This window comes from Rhodovibrio sodomensis (genome assembly GCF_016583645.1).
Taxonomy (GTDB): Bacteria; Pseudomonadota; Alphaproteobacteria; order Kiloniellales; family Rhodovibrionaceae; genus Rhodovibrio; species Rhodovibrio sodomensis.
The window spans coordinates 1-15,780 of record NZ_NRRL01000172.1; the positions used below are offsets into that span (position 1 = coordinate 1).

At 67.2% G+C, this 15,780-nt stretch carries 13 protein-coding genes and 1 pseudogene; 7 read left to right on the top strand and 7 right to left on the bottom strand.

Translation table 11 applies throughout. The features are described 5' to 3' along the window. Positions 1-126 precede the first annotated feature (126 nt). The 3 genes from CKO28_RS25920 to CKO28_RS25930 all read left to right on the top strand — a co-directional run bounded on the left by CKO28_RS25920 (position 127) and on the right by CKO28_RS25930 (position 2,823). Positions 127-729, top strand: coding sequence for a RepB family plasmid replication initiator protein (locus CKO28_RS25920; protein WP_200344064.1), 603 nt, complete (start codon positions 127-129; stop codon positions 727-729). Positions 730-1,551: 822 nt separating this feature from the next. Next, the gene (locus CKO28_RS25925; protein WP_200344066.1) at positions 1,552-2,337 is read left to right on the top strand and encodes a hypothetical protein; all 786 of its coding nucleotides are present in this window, start codon (positions 1,552-1,554) and stop codon (positions 2,335-2,337) included. A 135-nt stretch (positions 2,338-2,472) separates the two neighbouring features. Beyond that, positions 2,473-2,823: a transposase gene (locus CKO28_RS25930; RefSeq protein ID WP_200344068.1), complete on the top strand. Its 351-nt coding sequence runs from the start codon at positions 2,473-2,475 to the stop codon at positions 2,821-2,823. Between the two features lie 138 nt (positions 2,824-2,961). Here CKO28_RS25930 and CKO28_RS25935 read toward each other — a convergent pair whose 3' ends face one another. Beyond that, on the bottom strand, positions 2,962-3,189 hold the full coding sequence (locus tag CKO28_RS25935; protein ID WP_200344070.1) for a hypothetical protein: 228 nt from the start codon (positions 3,187-3,189) through the stop codon (positions 2,962-2,964). Positions 3,190-3,302: 113 nt separating this feature from the next. Then, entirely contained in the window at positions 3,303-3,512 is a 210-nt protein-coding gene (locus CKO28_RS25940; RefSeq protein WP_200344072.1) for a hypothetical protein, read from the bottom strand. A 53-nt stretch (positions 3,513-3,565) separates the two neighbouring features. Here CKO28_RS25940 and CKO28_RS25945 point away from each other — a divergent pair, with 53 nt between their 5' ends. From CKO28_RS25945 to CKO28_RS25955, 3 genes and pseudogenes are all read left to right on the top strand, one after another. Continuing rightward, complete coding sequence (locus CKO28_RS25945) at positions 3,566-3,850, top strand: helix-turn-helix domain-containing protein (RefSeq protein ID WP_200344074.1); 285 nt, start codon at positions 3,566-3,568, stop codon at positions 3,848-3,850. 107 nt (positions 3,851-3,957) lie between these two features. Further along, entirely contained in the window at positions 3,958-4,239 is a 282-nt protein-coding gene (locus CKO28_RS25950) for a hypothetical protein (RefSeq protein ID WP_200344076.1), read from the top strand. A 431-nt stretch (positions 4,240-4,670) separates the two neighbouring features. Then, a pseudogene (locus CKO28_RS25955) lies at positions 4,671-5,423 on the top strand (IS5 family transposase); the annotation flags it as partial. 75 nt (positions 5,424-5,498) lie between these two features. Here CKO28_RS25955 and CKO28_RS25960 read toward each other — a convergent pair. The 5 genes from CKO28_RS25960 to parE form a co-directional block, all read right to left on the bottom strand. Continuing rightward, positions 5,499-7,241, bottom strand: a complete 1,743-nt coding sequence (locus tag CKO28_RS25960; RefSeq protein ID WP_200344080.1) for an IS1634 family transposase — start codon at positions 7,239-7,241, stop codon at positions 5,499-5,501. Positions 7,242-7,850: 609 nt separating this feature from the next. Continuing rightward, positions 7,851-8,876 carry an IS110 family RNA-guided transposase gene (locus CKO28_RS25965; protein ID WP_200344082.1) on the bottom strand — a complete coding sequence of 342 codons (1,026 nt, stop codon included), beginning with the start codon at positions 8,874-8,876 and terminating at the stop codon, positions 7,851-7,853. A 259-nt stretch (positions 8,877-9,135) separates the two neighbouring features. After that, the gene (locus tag CKO28_RS25970) at positions 9,136-11,355 is read right to left on the bottom strand and encodes a TRAP transporter permease (RefSeq protein WP_200344084.1); all 2,220 of its coding nucleotides are present in this window, start codon (positions 11,353-11,355) and stop codon (positions 9,136-9,138) included. Positions 11,356-11,460: 105 nt separating this feature from the next. Further along, positions 11,461-12,444 carry a TAXI family TRAP transporter solute-binding subunit gene (locus CKO28_RS25975; RefSeq protein WP_200344086.1) on the bottom strand — a complete coding sequence of 328 codons (984 nt, stop codon included), beginning with the start codon at positions 12,442-12,444 and terminating at the stop codon, positions 11,461-11,463. Positions 12,445-12,991: 547 nt separating this feature from the next. After that, complete coding sequence (gene parE / locus CKO28_RS25980) at positions 12,992-15,010, bottom strand: DNA topoisomerase IV subunit B (RefSeq protein ID WP_200344088.1); 2,019 nt, start codon at positions 15,008-15,010, stop codon at positions 12,992-12,994. A gap of 134 nt (positions 15,011-15,144) precedes the next feature. Here parE and CKO28_RS25985 point away from each other — a divergent pair, with 134 nt between their 5' ends. Beyond that, positions 15,145-15,567 carry an acyl-CoA thioesterase gene (locus CKO28_RS25985; protein ID WP_200344089.1) on the top strand — a complete coding sequence of 141 codons (423 nt, stop codon included), beginning with the start codon at positions 15,145-15,147 and terminating at the stop codon, positions 15,565-15,567. Positions 15,568-15,780 lie beyond the last annotated feature (213 nt).

Below are 15,780 nucleotides of genomic sequence, written 5' to 3' on the forward strand. Positions count from 1 at the left end.
GGCCCAGCAAAACCAATAAAGTTTGCAAAGTTTGTTGCCCACGGGTCCCGGTGGCGCCTCGTGCGCCGCCGAGACCCGTGGTCGCGCGTCAACACCCTATGCCAATGGGGCGTAGGGGGCGCTTACGTGCTTAACGCTCTGCTCGGCTGGCGGAAGAAGCATCCGCGCTTCAGCGACGCGGGTTGGACAGTCGCCTCGACGGCGCGGATCCGGGAGGCGATTGGGCAGCCGGGTGAGGAGGGCAACGCCGGCCTTCGCTTGGCGCTCGAGCGCCTGAGCACGAATCCGGTGGACCTGACCTTCGACGGCGACCGACCGGTGCGCGCGCCGCTCCTAGCGGCGGTCGAGCTGCCGCGCGGCGACGGGATGGTGGCCTACAGGCTGCCCGAGCTCGTCGCGGAGGACGCTGAGCGACCCAAGGCCTTCGCCAGGCTCTCGCTGGAAGCGTGCGCTCGCCTGGGGTCGCGGTATGCGCTCGTGCTCTACGAGCTGTGCGAACTCCTGGCCCGGCGCGACCACCCCCGGGTTACGCTCGATCTCGACGAGCTGCGGGCGCGGTTCGGGACGGGGAGCGCCTATCGTGGCGGCGCCGCGTTCTGCCGCGACGTACTTGCGCCCGCGGCCGCGGCAGTGACCGACCGCACGACCTTGTCCGCGACGGTCACGCCCCAGCTCAGCCGGCGACGGCGGGTGACGGCCGCGCGGATCGAGGTCGGGCGGCGGACGTGACGGCCTGCGCGAACCGTGGGAGCGCACCGGCCGCCCCGCCGGGTACCGAGGGGGACGGCCGGGATATCTGGCCCGTGGCACTAATTGCCAAGGCAATTGCCAAGACCGGGTTCAGGCAAATCAGGACGTTGTCGAGGGTCGACCGCGCACCCCACGGCGCGAAACGGGTCCGCGATCCGGTTACAGATGGGCGCGGCGTCCCTATCTTTCCGAGTTCTAGGACCGGCTCGAAGCGAGCCGGGCGGTTTCCCGTCGGCCGGCCTGGCGCGATCCGCCGCTGACACGGGCGGGACCTCGGGCGACCCGGGCGATCTCCGCGGCGGATCGTGGGAAATGCCAAGTGGGGCAACGGGTTGTCATGGCGTGAAAGGTCGGGAAGCACAACGGAACCAGGGAGAACCGTAGGGTCGCTACGCTCCCCTACGCCCATGGCACCGCCCTTGCGCCGGTTCTGGCCACCGACGGGGCGAATACACCGACGTCCGCCTCCCCGGATCGTGGGCGGCACCGTCGGGCAGTCGTCCCGACCGCCCGTCGCGCGGCTCCTGCGGGTGCCCCGATTCGAGAGGCCTTTGTCGGCCGCGGGCGCGGGGCTCCCCTCTCGCGGGTCGATGCCGCTCGGCGAGCGCGCGAGGGCCGCTCCGAGGAGGCAAAGCGAGGTGTCACCTGACTGTGGATCGGCGAGAGGGCACGGCGCCGATCGACGTGCCAACTCCTTGATTCAGTGAGATTCTGTTGGTCCGCCTTTGGCGCTGACCCAGAGTAGATCGACTTTCTTGTTGTGATCCGGCAGCCGCGACTCAGTTTCAGGTCAGACGTCGGATGCGGCGCGTCAAAGACACGAACCATCGCCGTGCGCTGGACAGTGCGCAGGCGACCGACCTGAGGAAGGGACTTCAGATGGATCTCTCAGCTCAAACCGGCACCACCAGGCTCTCCGTACCGGGTATCGGACTGATCGAGTTTCGCACCCGCACGCATGGGGTCAGTGGTCGTGGGCGACTCCATGAGGGTGTCGGCCCAAGCGGGGTGCTTACGATCCAAGCCGGTCAGCGCAACGGCGCCGACGATCCAGGCACGATCGAGTACCGGGGGTCCCGGAAGACCACGGTGTGTCTCGGGGTTGGGATGGATGTGCTAGACAGCAGCCCCGGACGCTGGCAACTCCGAGTGCGCGAGCGCGAGTTCCGTTTTGCCATCGCGAGGATGGATCTCCGCCGCGACGCCGTTCTGACGGTCCAGACGCCACCTTGTGGCCCGTCGCTGCGGCTGGATGACATCAAACTCGAGATGTTCGTGCCGGAGCCGGGAGACCTGAATGGATCCTTCGTGTTCGCGCCGCGTGCGGCGGCGCGTTTCCGCGACCACAGGCTGCGTCTGCGCGTCTACGACACCCAAAGCGGCGTCGAACTGGTCCGGCAGGTCGTGAAGGCGTCTTTGATCCAGGGCGATGTGACGGACTGCGCCTCGTTCCTCACCGATCCGCTCTTTCCAGGTCTGCGCGCGTCCCTGGAAGTGTTGGCGCCGCGTGGGGAGCGGTGCGTCGGTCGCATTGACCAGCTGAAGGGTCGATACGTGAAAGGGGACAGCTTGAAATGGCGGTCTTAGCGGCTTTCTGCCAAATGTCGGCGATGTTGTGTGTCAATCGGCGCCAGGGTCACACCGACGGAATCGTGCCGCATCAGGTGCTTGGCACGCTGACCAGCGCCGTGACCCCATGCCGATCGACAGTTAGCGGATGAGGTGTTCTTCCGCGACTTCGAGAACCGCCAGGAGCTTGCTGGCTACGTTGGGTTGACGCCGCAACCGAATAGTAGCGGCCCCAGAGAGACCGACCAAGGCCTGGACAAGGCCGGCAACGCGCTTGCCCGCTGGGCGATGATTCAGCTCGCCTCGCGCTGGCTGTACTTCCAGCCCGACAGCGCCCTGAGCCGCTGGTTTCACGCGCGCGTCGGCAACGCGCGCGGACGCCTGCGGCGGATCAAGCTTGTCGCGATGGCCTGCAAACTACTGGTCGCATTCTGGCGCTACGCCACCCAGGGCATCGTGCCGGAGGGCCGTGACGGCCGCATGATCGCCGGCGGCGACCGCTGAACGGAACGTCGCGGGGACGGCCGCCCCGCGGCGGTCGGGTCGGGCGTGTGATCGTGTATTCGGGGGGCGAACGTCCCAGGTTCGCCGATGTAGAGATGGATCCCGTCCGTCCCGGGCCAGACCTGGACACATTCAGGATTAGGGTGACGGCTCGAGCAGCGGGCCGACCGGATGCGAGTTCGGCCAGGCGTGCGCCTGACCGTGACAAGGGCCCAGCACGATCGTCCTATCCGCGGCTGCAACCACTACGTCCCGGGACGTCGTCTCCTCGGCGACGTGAAGCTGCTCCGAACCGCCCGTGCGCCCGTTACGCGGCAGCGCACGGGACATCCCGATCACCACCGAGACGCCGATCCACCGGATCATGGCGAAACACCCAGACTACGCCCTTGATACCGGGTCGCCCCATGCGAGTCCGACGGACAACCCGTGATGAACCTTATGTCATGCCGTGCCCGGGAAGATGCCCCAGTTACGCATCACTCGCGATCTCCGTAGCTCAGCGACTCGATCGTCCGCAGCGCCTGCATCTCACGATCGAGCGCGCACATCATGCGGCTCAGATGCTCGTAGTCGAAGCCGTCGGCGTAGGCGGTTAGCAGCAGCTCCGCGTAGCTGCGCACAGCCTCAATCTGATCGAGCCAGATCAGCGCGTCATCGTATGTCAGCTCGAACGCGCGGGGCGGCATCGTCATCTCCTATGCTAGCCTGTCTACATTGAGAATGGGACCGGATCCACAGGATGCATGACGATACGCAACAGCCAGGACTCGCAGCACTGCGCGAAGAGGCGTTCCGCGACGATCCAGAGGGCCGGCGGGCGTATCACGACAGCGCGCCGCGGGCGGACCTCGCCGCACGATTGAAGCTGCGCCGGCGGCGTGCCGGGCTCACGCTGCGGCAACTCGCCGAACGCTTGGCGTGGTCGCCGGAGGCCGTCGACACACTGGAGAGCGCGACCACGCCGTGGCCATCTCTGCCTGACGTACGCACGTATCTGCGCGGCTGCAGGCGAGCGAAACCATAACTACGATTACGGTAATCGTGCAGTCTTATGCCGTTAGTTAAGACGCGCGCAACCATACCTCGCCAACGGGCACTCATAACACCCCAGGCGAGGCAATAGCGATAACGATGACGATACTCACTGACTGCTGCGAGATCCTGACCGCCGCGATCCGATTCCTCGCTCGACGCGGGGATGTTCCCGCCCCCGCTCACAGTAGCGCGGATCTGCACGCCGCGCTCCTCGACGCCGGCCGAGCCGTCGACGCGCTCGATCAGACCGGGGGCGCGCATTTCGAAGCGGAGACCGGCCGTCCGCACTGGCACGTCGACTACGCAAACGGCATTATGACATATGTGATCTCACCGGACGCTCTGCGCGCGGTGTGTGCGCCCGCCGCCGGGGCGTAGCCGAAAATTAACAGTCGACGGGCATGCTCTGAGGATGAGCGTGGCAGTCAAAATCAGCGAGTATCGCAGCGAGACAGTCCGCATCGCGTGCGACAAGTGCGGACGCGCCGGCGCGTATTCACGAGAGCGACTCGAGGCTAGGTATGGCCACGATGCCGGTCTGCCGGACCTGTTGCGCGAGATCGCGGACTGTCCAAGATGGAGCGGCGCGAGCGATCCCTGTGGCGCGCATTATCCGGATCTTACGGCGTGGATCACTCCGCCGATCTGAACCCATTTCCCCCACATCACCGACGTACACTCACACAGCGTGCGTGCGACGCCTTTCCTTCCCGAGACTTGGCCGGTCTCAGAGGCTGGCCCGAAACTCGTTGAGTGATTTCAGCCCTTTATGATGCCCTCGTTGTGGCAAACAGACGAGGAGGCACATCATGTGGACTGAAACCACTCGCCCGAAATATGACCGTACGCACCTGCGTTACGCAAGTGATACCACGGACCTCGAATGGGAGGTGATCCGCCCGAAACTTCCGGCGGACCGCCGGATCGGTCGCCCGCGGGAGGTGGATCTCCGCGAGGTCATCAATGCGATTTTCTTCATTTTGCGAACTGGCTGCCAGTGGCGGATGCTTCCCCGCGATTTTCCCCCAAGGTCGACCGTACAGCGCTACTTCTACGCGTGGCGGGATCAGGGGATCTGGGAAGAGATCAATCAAGATCTGGTCGCGCTCGAACGCGAAGCGCAGGGGCGAGATGCCGATCCTACGGGCGGCGTCATCGACAGTCAGTCGGTCAAAACAACCGAAAGCGGCGGTCCAAAGGGCTTTGACGCCGGGAAAAAGGTCAAAGGTCGCAAACGGCACATCCTCACGGATACCGTGGGCTTGCTCGTCACCGCCATCGTCCATTGCGCAGGTGTCCAGGATCGCGATGGCGCGCCAGACGTCTTTCGTCGTATTCGTAAGAATTACCCGTCCCTGCGTCACGTTTTTGCAGATGGTGCTTATAGCGGCGACAAGCTGGCTCGAAAACTCGACGAGATGGGCGACTGGACCATCGAGATCGTCCGTCGAAGCGATACGGCACAAGGCTTCGAGGTTCTACCCCGACGCTGGGTGGTTGAGCGCACACTGGCCTGGCTGAACCGCAACCGGCGGCTCGGTAAGGACTTCGAGACTGAAGTTTGTATTTGGCAAAGACAGTAACTTCCTGACCAGGTTGAAAGAATTGGCTCTACGGGCGAGTCCGCTCTGGCTACATCATGGGCTGACGCCGAGCAATTCGAAGGCCTTGGCCTGCAGCGGCGTGGGCTGGGTCGGCTGATCGAAGCTGTAGGCCGGGTTGCTGGGCATGCTGACGGTGTTGAGGCACAGCGTGCCCAGATCCGCGAGCAGGGTATGGAAGCTGTGCACGGGCAGGTCGTGGTCGGTCCGACGGGTGGCGGCCTTGCGCGTGGCCGCCTCCGAGCGCTCCGCCGGTGCGACGACGGAGGCGCGTTCGGCCTCGGCGCCCTTGGGATCGTGGTCGTCGAACAGGAGCGGCGCCAGGCGCTGGCGCATGTGCGCCTCGACGTAGTAGGCCAGCATGCACAAAAAGACGTGCGCGCGGACCCGATCAGCGGCCCAGTGGAACACCGGCCGGATCGCCAGGTCGACGGTCTTCAGGCTGCGGAACGCCCGCTCCACCTGGCCGAGCGATTTGTACGCCCGGACCGCCTGCTCGGCGGACAGACTCTCGGCGGGCACGTTGGTGCGCACGACATAGATGCCGTCCATGCGCGCCTCGGCGGCGATGCTGTCGGTCTTGCGCCGGTAGCTGAAGCTGTTCTCGGTGATGGTGATCTCGAAGTGCTTGGCCATCTTGTGCCGGTCGAGCACGGCGCCCACCGCCTGGCCGATCTCGGCCTCGCCGCGCAGCGGCGCGCGTCGGCGCTGGACCGCCTTCTTGACCTTGTCCAGCGCGCGCTCGGTCGCGCTCAGCAGGGCCTCGCGCTTGCGCCCCCGCTCGTCGGCGAGCTCGGGGTTGCGGCAGACCACCAGGCGCTCGCCGGGGAACTGCTCGGGGGCGGCGATCTCCGCCAGATCGCGGTCGTCGAACAGGGACAGCTGCAGCGGCCCGTCGTCGACGAGCTGGCGGATCGCCGGCGCGCGCAGGGCGGTGATCCAGTCCAGCCCGGCGGGTTCCAGCTCCTCGCGGATGCGCTTGCTGGTGATCATGCCGCGGTCGCCGACCAGGACCACGCGCGCGAGCCCGAAGCGCTTCTTGAGCTTGTTGATCTGGCTGATGAGCGTGGTCGGGTCGGCGGTGTCGCCCTCGAACACCTCCACCGCGATCGGCACGCCCTCCGGGTCGCACAGCAGGCCGTAGACGATCTGCGGCCGATCCCCGCGATGATCGCGACTGTAGCCGTGCCGGGCGAGCTCGCAGCAGCGGCCCTCCAGGTAGGACGAGCTGACGTCGTAGAGCATCAGCGTGCCCTCGCTGAGATGCCGGTTGGCGAGCGCGCTCTCGATGTGCGGCTGACGCGCCACCAGCCAGTCCAGCGCGGCGTAGACCTCATGCTCGCGCACCTCACCCAGACCCAGGCGCCCGTTCAGGCTGGAGGCAGCCGTCTCAGCGTTGAGGGCGCGCACGGTCGCGAGCTTGGAGCAGGGCTGGATGATCCGCTGGGCGATCATAGCCAGCACCAGGTCGCGCGACCGCCGGTCCGCCGGCCGGTTGCGCCGACCGATCAGCAGCTTGGGCAGACCGAGCTGCTCGGCCATACCCACCACGGCCGCGACGTGACCGTGCGGCAGCGAGCGCGAGATGGTCAGGGCCTGCTCCGCCCGGTCCACAGCGACACCGCCTTTGAGCAGGGTCCGCAGGCCCTCGACCAGGTCCGTCGGCCAATCGCTCAGATTGGCCACGGTGCGCTTTTTGATCTTGCCGCCCTCGCGGCGGCTTTCCCGCAGCAGGACGGCGGGCGGCGACTGGCGATTGGGGACCGACTCGATATACATGGCTCATGCGAATCGTACCGAGATCCTGATGTCAAGGATAGACCACCGTCGTTTACATGGGTACACAAAGCCGCCCACAGCCGGATTCCGTGTTCACATTCAGAAACTTAGCCGGAAAACCAAGTACAAAGTTCAGTCGAGACCAGCCTCGCTTCAGCCGAAAGCTGGGTATACCTCGCGAATATCCAGCTCCTCGTCCACCGCCTCGGAAGAGCCTGAAAACGCCGAATTAGTTCCGAGTCTGACTTCTCTATCGCGGGCGGTGATGTCAACACGGGTATCCACTTGGGTGGTGAAGGTTCCGCAGAGGCTCATGCTTCTCTTCGTGGTCGGTGCCGCGACCGCCACATGATGGGCTCGGAGGAGTGCGACGGGCCAATCTCTAACGCGGGGTCGCCAGCGCCCCAGTCAAACTCGCGGCTTCGTCGCACCCTCGGCCCCTGCGGGGCCTTCTTTCCGCCGGAGCGGAAACCTGTTGGTGTTCGCTATGCGCCTATATGATCGCTGTCATCCGGCCTCGGGTTTGCCAGCTGCGGCCGGCGGGCGGCGCTCCAGGATTGCGCCAGGCCCGCCGGCCGCAGCCTGACGGCTCGCGGCGACGCGGCTGGCTCACGCAGCCGCCCGCTGCCACTGGAAGGTCGTGCCGTCGCACCACATCCGGTGCAGGACCTCCGCCAGGCGCCGCGCCAGCGCGACCTTGGCCTTTTCCATGCCGCGGCGCTTGGCGATCTCCATCGCCCAGGACTTGAGCCACGACCACTTCTTGGTGTTGTTCAACATCGCGTGCGCGGCCTCGTACAGATGCTCGCGCACCGAGCCGTCGCCGCATTTCGAGATCCGACCGTCGTAGGCGATCTCGCCGGACTCATAGCGCGACGGCGTGAGGCCGAAGTGCGCGCCCACGGACTTCGACTTGGCAAAGCGCTGCGGCTGGTCGACGCCGGCCTTAAAGCTCAGCGCTGTTAGTTCGCCCACGCCCTGGACGGTCATGAACAAACGACAGATCTCATCCTTTCTCGCCAAGCGACGGACCTGTCGGTCCAGATCCTTGAACTCCTTGCGCAGCTCGGCGAGGGCCTCAAGTAACGGCTCGATCGCCTGCTGCAGCGCCGGCTCGCTGACGATCAGCTGCCGGACCTTCGCAGCGAAGCCGTCAGCGGAGACGCGGCCGACCTTGAGGCCAAAGTTCTTGAGCAGCCCCCGGATGCTGTTCTGCAGGTCCAGCATCTGGCGCTGTAGCGTCTTGCGCGCGCCCAGCTGCGTGCGGATCTCCTGGCTGGCGCGCGTCTTGACGTGGACCTCCTGGTACAGGCCGGTGCGCATCATCTGCGCGATGCCCTTGGCATCGTTGCGGTCGGTCTTGTTGCGCCGGGCCTTCAGGAACGCCTTGGTGTGCCGGGTTTCGCAGCACACCACCGGATAGCCAGCCTCGGCCAGGCCGTCGAACAGGTGCTGCGACATCGGGCCGGCCTCCAGGCCGACCAGTCCGATCTCCGCCCGGTGCTGGCGCAACGCCTCGGTGACCGCGTCGGCCTCGCTGGCGATCTTCGTCTCTTCCACGATCTTGCCGTCGGCGTCCAGAATGCACAGCGCGCTGTCGTTGACCGAGACATCGAACGCGGCATACTTGGGCATGGCGGTCCTCCTTCTGCTGAATGTTTGAACCCGCTGAGCGGAGTTCGTGCTGACATCCCTGGAGGGCCGCCACCCTCTCCTCAACATCTCAGAGGGTGGCCGCCGCGATACCCCATCTCTAACCCCTTGGAGAGAGGGCAAGATTCATCTGAAAGGTGAATCCACCTTGCAGCCTGTTGCCTGTGTGCCGGCTCAGACATGGCATCCGCGGGGACGGGACGCAAATCGCCCCCAGCCGCTTAGGCGCAGCCCGAGGTTGTCAGGGGTGCGCGACCGCCTTGCGCCGGGCCTGCACCAGCCGCTGCCAGGCGAGCGCGGCGCCCGCGACGGCGAGGCCCGCGGCGTCGGTCAGGAGCGCGCCTTCGATCAGGAACAGCGCGGCCACGATCAGCGCGATCTGGGACAGCCAGGGCGCCCGCCCGCCGATCAGCCAGCCCTGGACGCCGGCGGACAGCAGGAAGATGCCGGCCACCGCCGTGATCGCGGCGCGCACGATCTCCACCGTCGTGCCGTCCAGCAGCAGCGCCGGGTTGTAGAACACCATGAACGGCACGATGAACGCGGTGATCCCGATCTTGAACGAGGCGACCGAGGTGCCCATAGCGTTGGCGCCCGAGATCCCGGCGGCCGCGTAGGAGGCGAGCGCCACCGGTGGCGTGATCGCGGAAACGACGGCGAAGTAGAAGACGAAGATGTGCGCGGTCAGGGTGGGCACGCCGAGCTCGATCAGGCCGGGCGCGACGACCGAGGCGGCGACCGCGTAGGCCGCCGTCGTCGGCATCCCCATGCCGAGCAGGATCGCGATCACCATGGCGAAGCCCATCGCCAGCAATTGCGAGGCTTCCGCCAGACCGAGCAGCAGATTGGAGAAGCGCGCGCCCACGCCGGTCAGCGAGATCACGCCGACGATGATGCCCGCGCAGGCACACACGGCGATGATCTGGATCGCCATCACGCCCGCCTTGTCGAACGCGACGGCGACCGTCTTCGGGCCCATTCGATGCGGCGTCAGCCAGCTGACCACGGCGGCCGAGGCGATCGCGAGCGTGCCCGCGCGGATCACCGAATAGCCCATGAACAGCGCCGCGATCAGGATCACGATCGGCACGAACAGGTAGACCTTGGTGACCATATCCCGCAGGCGCGGCAGCTCGTCTTCGTTCATCCCGCGCATGCCGAGCTTGGCCGCCTCGAAGTCGACCATGAAGTAGACCGAGACGAAGTACAGCACCGCCGGGATGATCGCCGCCGCGGCGATCTCGGTGTAGGGGATGCCGGTGATCTCCGCCATGATGAAGGCGCCCGCGCCCATGATCGGCGGCATGATCTGCCCGCCGGTCGACGCGGCCGCCTCGATCGCGCCGGCGGTCTCCTTCTTGTAGCCGACCTTCTTCATCAGCGGGATCGTCAGCGATCCGGTCGCGACCACGTTGCCGGCACTGGTGCCGTTGATCATGCCCATCAGGCCGGAGGCGAAGATCGCCACCTTCGCCGGCCCGCCGCGCGCGCGGCCGGCGGCGGCGAAGGCGAAGTTGACGAAGTAGTCGCCCACCTTGGACGCGCTCAGAAAGGCGGCGAAGATGATGAACAGGATGATGTAGGTCGACGACACCGCCGTCGTCGGGCCCAGGATCCCGGCGTCGGTGTAGAGTTGCGAGAAGAAGCGCTCCCAGGTCACCGCGGGCGTGTTCAGGATGCCGGGGAGGTAAGGTCCGACGAACACGTAGGCGAGGAAGATCGCCGCGATCACCACCAGCGCCAGGCCCGCGACCCGGCGGGTCAGCTCCATGATCAACAGCGACCCGGCGACGGCGGCGATCGGCATGCCGATCGGCGCGAACGGCGTCCCGGTCGCCTTGCGCATGTCGGTGCCGTAGATCGTGACCAGGTAGGACGCCACCGCGAAGCCGCAGACCGCCAGCACGATATCCGGCCACGCGGTCCGGGTGCGCGGCGCGCGGTCGGCCCAGGACAGCAGGATGCTCCCCACCGTCGCCAGCAGCAGCGGGACGCCGAACAGCCACGTTTCGTGGAACGCGATGCCCGCGTCCATGCCGTTCCACAGCTTGCCGCCGTCGATCTGCACGGCGAACCACACGGTGGCGGCGAACGCGATCAGGGCGGGGACGAGCAGGACGGCCGCCAGCCGGTCGAGCCGGCGCGTCGGCCCGCGCATCCCGTCGGCGTGCCTGCACCCGGCGTACAGCACGAACCCGAGCGCCAGCGCGCCGGCGACGTGCAGGATCCGGAAGTCCCAGGTCTCGATCGGGAAGGTCGGCAGGAACGGCAGCTCGACCGAGCCGCCGGTCATCCCCGCGATCGACAGGCCGTTCAGTGCGGCCAGATGCAGCGCCGCGTAGAGCGCTGCGGCCCAGGCGAACAGCTGGGCGCGCCGGCCGTCGAACAGCCGCTGGTTGACGGCGACGGGTTCCGGCGCCTCCTGGATCGGCAGGTCCTGGGGATCCGGACGGTCGGTCATGGGCGATACGGGCCGGCGGCGGGGGAGGGGTCGGGACGGTCGAACAAGCGCAACCGGCGCCGGGGCCAAGCCCGCCGGCGCCGGACACGCGTCGGTCAGACGGGATCAGCCGCCGTGGATCATGTCGGCCGGGATCTCCGCGCCGTTCTCGTTGAACCAGCGCGCGGCGCCCGGATGCCAGTTCATGAAGGTGTTCTTGTCGTAGTTCTCCACGACCGTGGAACGGGCGGCCCGGTGGATGTTCACCATCCGCTTGTTGTCCGACATCACCACCTTGGTCGCCTCGTAGACGAAGCTCTCCGGCAGGTCGCAGCCGGCGATCGCGAAGTTCCACATGGCGACCGAGCGCGCCGGCGCTTGCAGCGTGCTGTAGGTGTCCGCCGGGATCTCGAACGGCGCCAGCGGGAACGCCTCCATGATCCGCTGCTGCTCTTGTTCGGTGAACTCGATGATGTTCACGCCGGTCTGCACTTCCAGCTGGCTGACCGCCGGCACCGGGATGCCGGCCGCGAACGCGATCGTGTCGAGCAAGCCGTCCTGCAGCTGACCGCCCAGGTCGGACCAGCCGCCGTTGCGCCGCTCGAACTCGACGCCCAGCAGCTCCAGCATCCGCGGGAAGTAGGTGTCGCTGGTCGAGCCGGCCGGGCCGAAGCCGATCCGGGCGCCGTCGGGAATGGTGTCGACCGAGGTGATGCCGGAGCCAGCCAGCGCGGTGATCGAGAAAGGCGTCTGGTACATCGGGAACATCGCGCAGGCGTTGGTCATTGCCACGCCGGGCGCGATCGGATTGTTGCCGTCGATCGACTCGCGCGCCGGGCCCATCGTGGTCATGCCGAACGCGGTGTCGCCGGTGTGGACCAGCGCCATGTTCTGATACGGCCCGCCGGACACCTCGCCGCCGCCGGACAGGCCCAGCTCGTCGGCCACCAGGTTGGCCCAGCCGTTGCCGTAGGCGAAGTAGGTGCCGCCCTGCGAGGCGGTCGCGACCGTGAAGCTCGACGGCCAGTCGCCGCGGTCCTGCGCCAGCGCGGGCTGCGCCGTCCCCAACGCGAGCGCGGCCAGCGCGCCCATCAGGTTGATCGATTTCATTCAGCTCCCCATCGAACGTAGGCGGCCGTACGCCGGCCGCGGTTTTTTGTGTTCAAGCTTCGGGTTTTATATCAGAATTTTTCGGCGTCACATGTGCAAATTCGTGCCTGGCACAGCTAACAAATGTGTGAGTGGCCCGACGCCGGCGCCGGGGTACCGGCGAGCCCGGCGCGACAGATGCCGCGCGCCGGTCGCCGGCCGACGCGGCCAAGCGTGACCGATCCTGCAAAACGCGGCGGCACGGTGGTGTGCGCCGGCCGCCACATGAGCGAGATCCCGGCGTTTCGCTACGAGCTCTCGGGGGCGCGAGCGGCAGATCCGGTCGGTCGCCAACCTGACCCGCCGGGCGGGCGAGGCGTTCCCGGCGCGCGCCCAACGTGCCGGTCAGAACGCAGGTTTTTGATCACACGCCGGCTTGCCGGTCGTTGCGTGCGGGCGGGCGGACCGCCGGCGCCTGCAGGGCCGGGCCTCGATCGGATGGAACCGCGAGGAAGCTCACCTCTAGAGCAAGATGCTGAAAGGTGGAGCCACCTTCATCGATTTTGCTCTACACGTCGAGCGCGTCGTCGTCGACGAAGCGGGCGCGGTCCTGGATGAAGGCGAAGCGGTGTTCGGGCTTGCGGCCCATCAGCTGTTCGACCCGGTTTTCGGTCTCTTCCCGCGCGGCTTCGACGTCGAGCGTCTGGTCGTCGGTGATGGTCACCCGCAGCAGGGTCCGGTGCTGCGGGTTCATCGTGGTTTCCTTGAGCTGCGCCGGCGGCATCTCGCCCAGCCCCTTGAAGCGGCTGATCTCGACCTTGTCCGGCTTCTTGAACTCGGCAGCGAGCAGCTCGTCCTTGTGCGCGTCGTCGCGGGCGTAGCGCACGGTGCCGCCGGCCGACAGGCGATACAGCGGCGGCTGCGCCAGGTACAGGCGGCCGTCGGCGATCAGCTGCGGCATCTCCTTGTAGAAGAAGGTCATCAGCAGGCTGGCGATGTGCGCGCCGTCGACGTCGGCGTCGCACATGATGATCACCCGCTCGTACCGCAGCTTGTCGGCATCGTAAGTCTTGCGCGTCCCGCAGCCGAGCGCCTGGGTGATGTCGTTGACTTCCTGGTTCGCCTTCAGCTTGTCGGCCGAGGCGCTGGCGACGTTCAGGATCTTGCCGCGTAAGGGCAGGACCGCCTGGGTCTCCCGGTTGCGCGCCTGCTTGGCGGAGCCGCCGGCGCTGTCGCCCTCGACCAGGAACACCTCGGTGCCCTCGGAACGGTTGCGCGAACAGTCCGCGAGCTTGCCCGGCAGGCGCAGCCGGCGGGTGGCGGTCTTGCGGTTGAGCTCCTTTTCCTTGCGCTTGCGCTGGCGCTCCTCCGCCCGCTCGATCGCGCGCTCCAGCAGTGCCTTGCTGCGCTCGGGATGGGCGGCCAGCCAGTGGTCGAAGTGATCCTTCACCGCCTGCTCGACCAGCTTGGCGGCTTCCGGGGTCGACAGCCGCTCCTTGGTCTGGCCCTGGAACTGCGGGTTGCGGATGAACAGCGACAACAGTGCCGCGCAGCCGCCCAGCAGGTCGTCGCCGGTGACCTGCTGCGCCTTCTTGTTGCCGACCATCTCGCCGTAGGTCTTGAGCCCGCGCAGCAGGCCGTTCTTCAGGCCCTGCTCGTGGGTGCCGCCCTGCGGGGTCGGCACGGTGTTGCAGTAGGACGAGGCGAAGCCCTCCTCGTCCGCCGGCCAGGTGACCGCCCATTCGACGCGGCCGGCGTCGTCGGCCAGCTTGGCCGCGCCCGCGAACGGCTCCGGCGTCAGGCTGCTGCGTCCGCCCAGCAGGTCGGCCAGCGCGTCGCGCAGACCGCCCGGGTAGTGCAGGGTTGCGGTTTCCGGGCAGGCGGTGCCGCGCTCGCCCTCGGGGATCAGCTCGCCCGCGCACGACCAGCGGATTTCCACGCCCTTGAACAGGTAGGCCTTGGAACGCGCCATCCGGTAGAGCGCGGCGGGCCGGAAGCGCAGGTGGCCGAAGATCTCGGTGTCCGGCTTGAAGGTCACGGTGGTGCCGCGGCGGTTCTGGGTCTGGCCCAGGTTCTCCAGCGGGCCGACCGGCGTGCCCTTGCGGAAGGTCTGGCGGTACAGCTTGCGCTCGCGCGCGACCTCGACCGTGCACTCGGCGGCGAGCGCATTGACCACGCTGACGCCGACGCCGTGCAGGCCGCCGGCGGTGGCGTACGCCTTGTTGGCGAACTTTGCCCCGGAGTGGAGCGTGGTGAAGATCACCTCCAGCGCCGACTTTTCGGTGTACTTCGGATGCGCGTCGACCGGGATGCCGCGGCCGTTGTCGTGCACCTTCACGACCGTGGCGCCGTCGGTCTCATCGGCGCTGAGCGCGAGCTCGATCCGGTTGGCGTGGCCGGCGACCGCCTCGTCCATGGCGTTGTCCATCAGCTCGGCCACCAGGTGGTGCAGTGCCTTCTCGTCGGTCCCGCCGACGTACATGCCGGGGCGCCGGCGGACCGGTTCCAGGCCCTCCAGCACCTCGATGTCCTTGGCGGAATAGGCGTCGGGATTCTGATCGGCGGGAGTCTGGAAAAGGTCGCTCATGGGGCCGCACTATGCCGGGGCGTTTGCAGGCGGGCAAGAAGATGCTGTAGTGCCGGCTAGAGGTTGCACCAAATCTGGTAAAGTTTCGGTTGAACTGGCCTTCGGAGCCGACCCTCAGCCATCAGGAGCCTGCGATGAGCGAGCCCGACCGGGCCGACCCCGACTCCCCGCCGGCCGTCGCCCCGGCGCTGCGTACGCTCGCCATGCCGGCCGACGCCAACCCGAACGGCGACATTTTCGGCGGCTGGGTGATGGCGCAGATGGACCTCGCGGGCTCGGTCCCGGCGACCGAGCGCGCACGCGGCCGGATCGCGACGGTGGCGATGGACGCCGTGCGCTTCCATAAGCCGGTCTTCATCGGCGACCTGGTCAGCATGTATGCCTGGATCGACCGCGTCGGCTCCAGTTCGATCACGGTGAAAGTGGAAACCTGGGCGACCCGACGGACCGACGCGACCCTGGTACGCGTGACCGAGGGCACGCTGGTCTACGTCGCAATCGATTCCAACGGGCATAAGCGCCCGGTGCCAGCGCGTGACGGCGGGGTGGAGGTGTAGCCGTGCAGCCTGACGTTGGCGGGTTGGCGGAGTGCTTCGGCGGGTCCCTCTCCCTTGAGGGGAGAGGACAGGTGAGGGTGGGACTCCTCAGCATACGCCGGGGAGTCCCACCCTCACCCTCCCACGCCGCTCGCGCGGCGCGGGCCCCTCCCTCTCCCCTCAAGGGAGAGGGGAATGGCGGCGTGCCGATCGCGAAACACCCGCACACCTGCC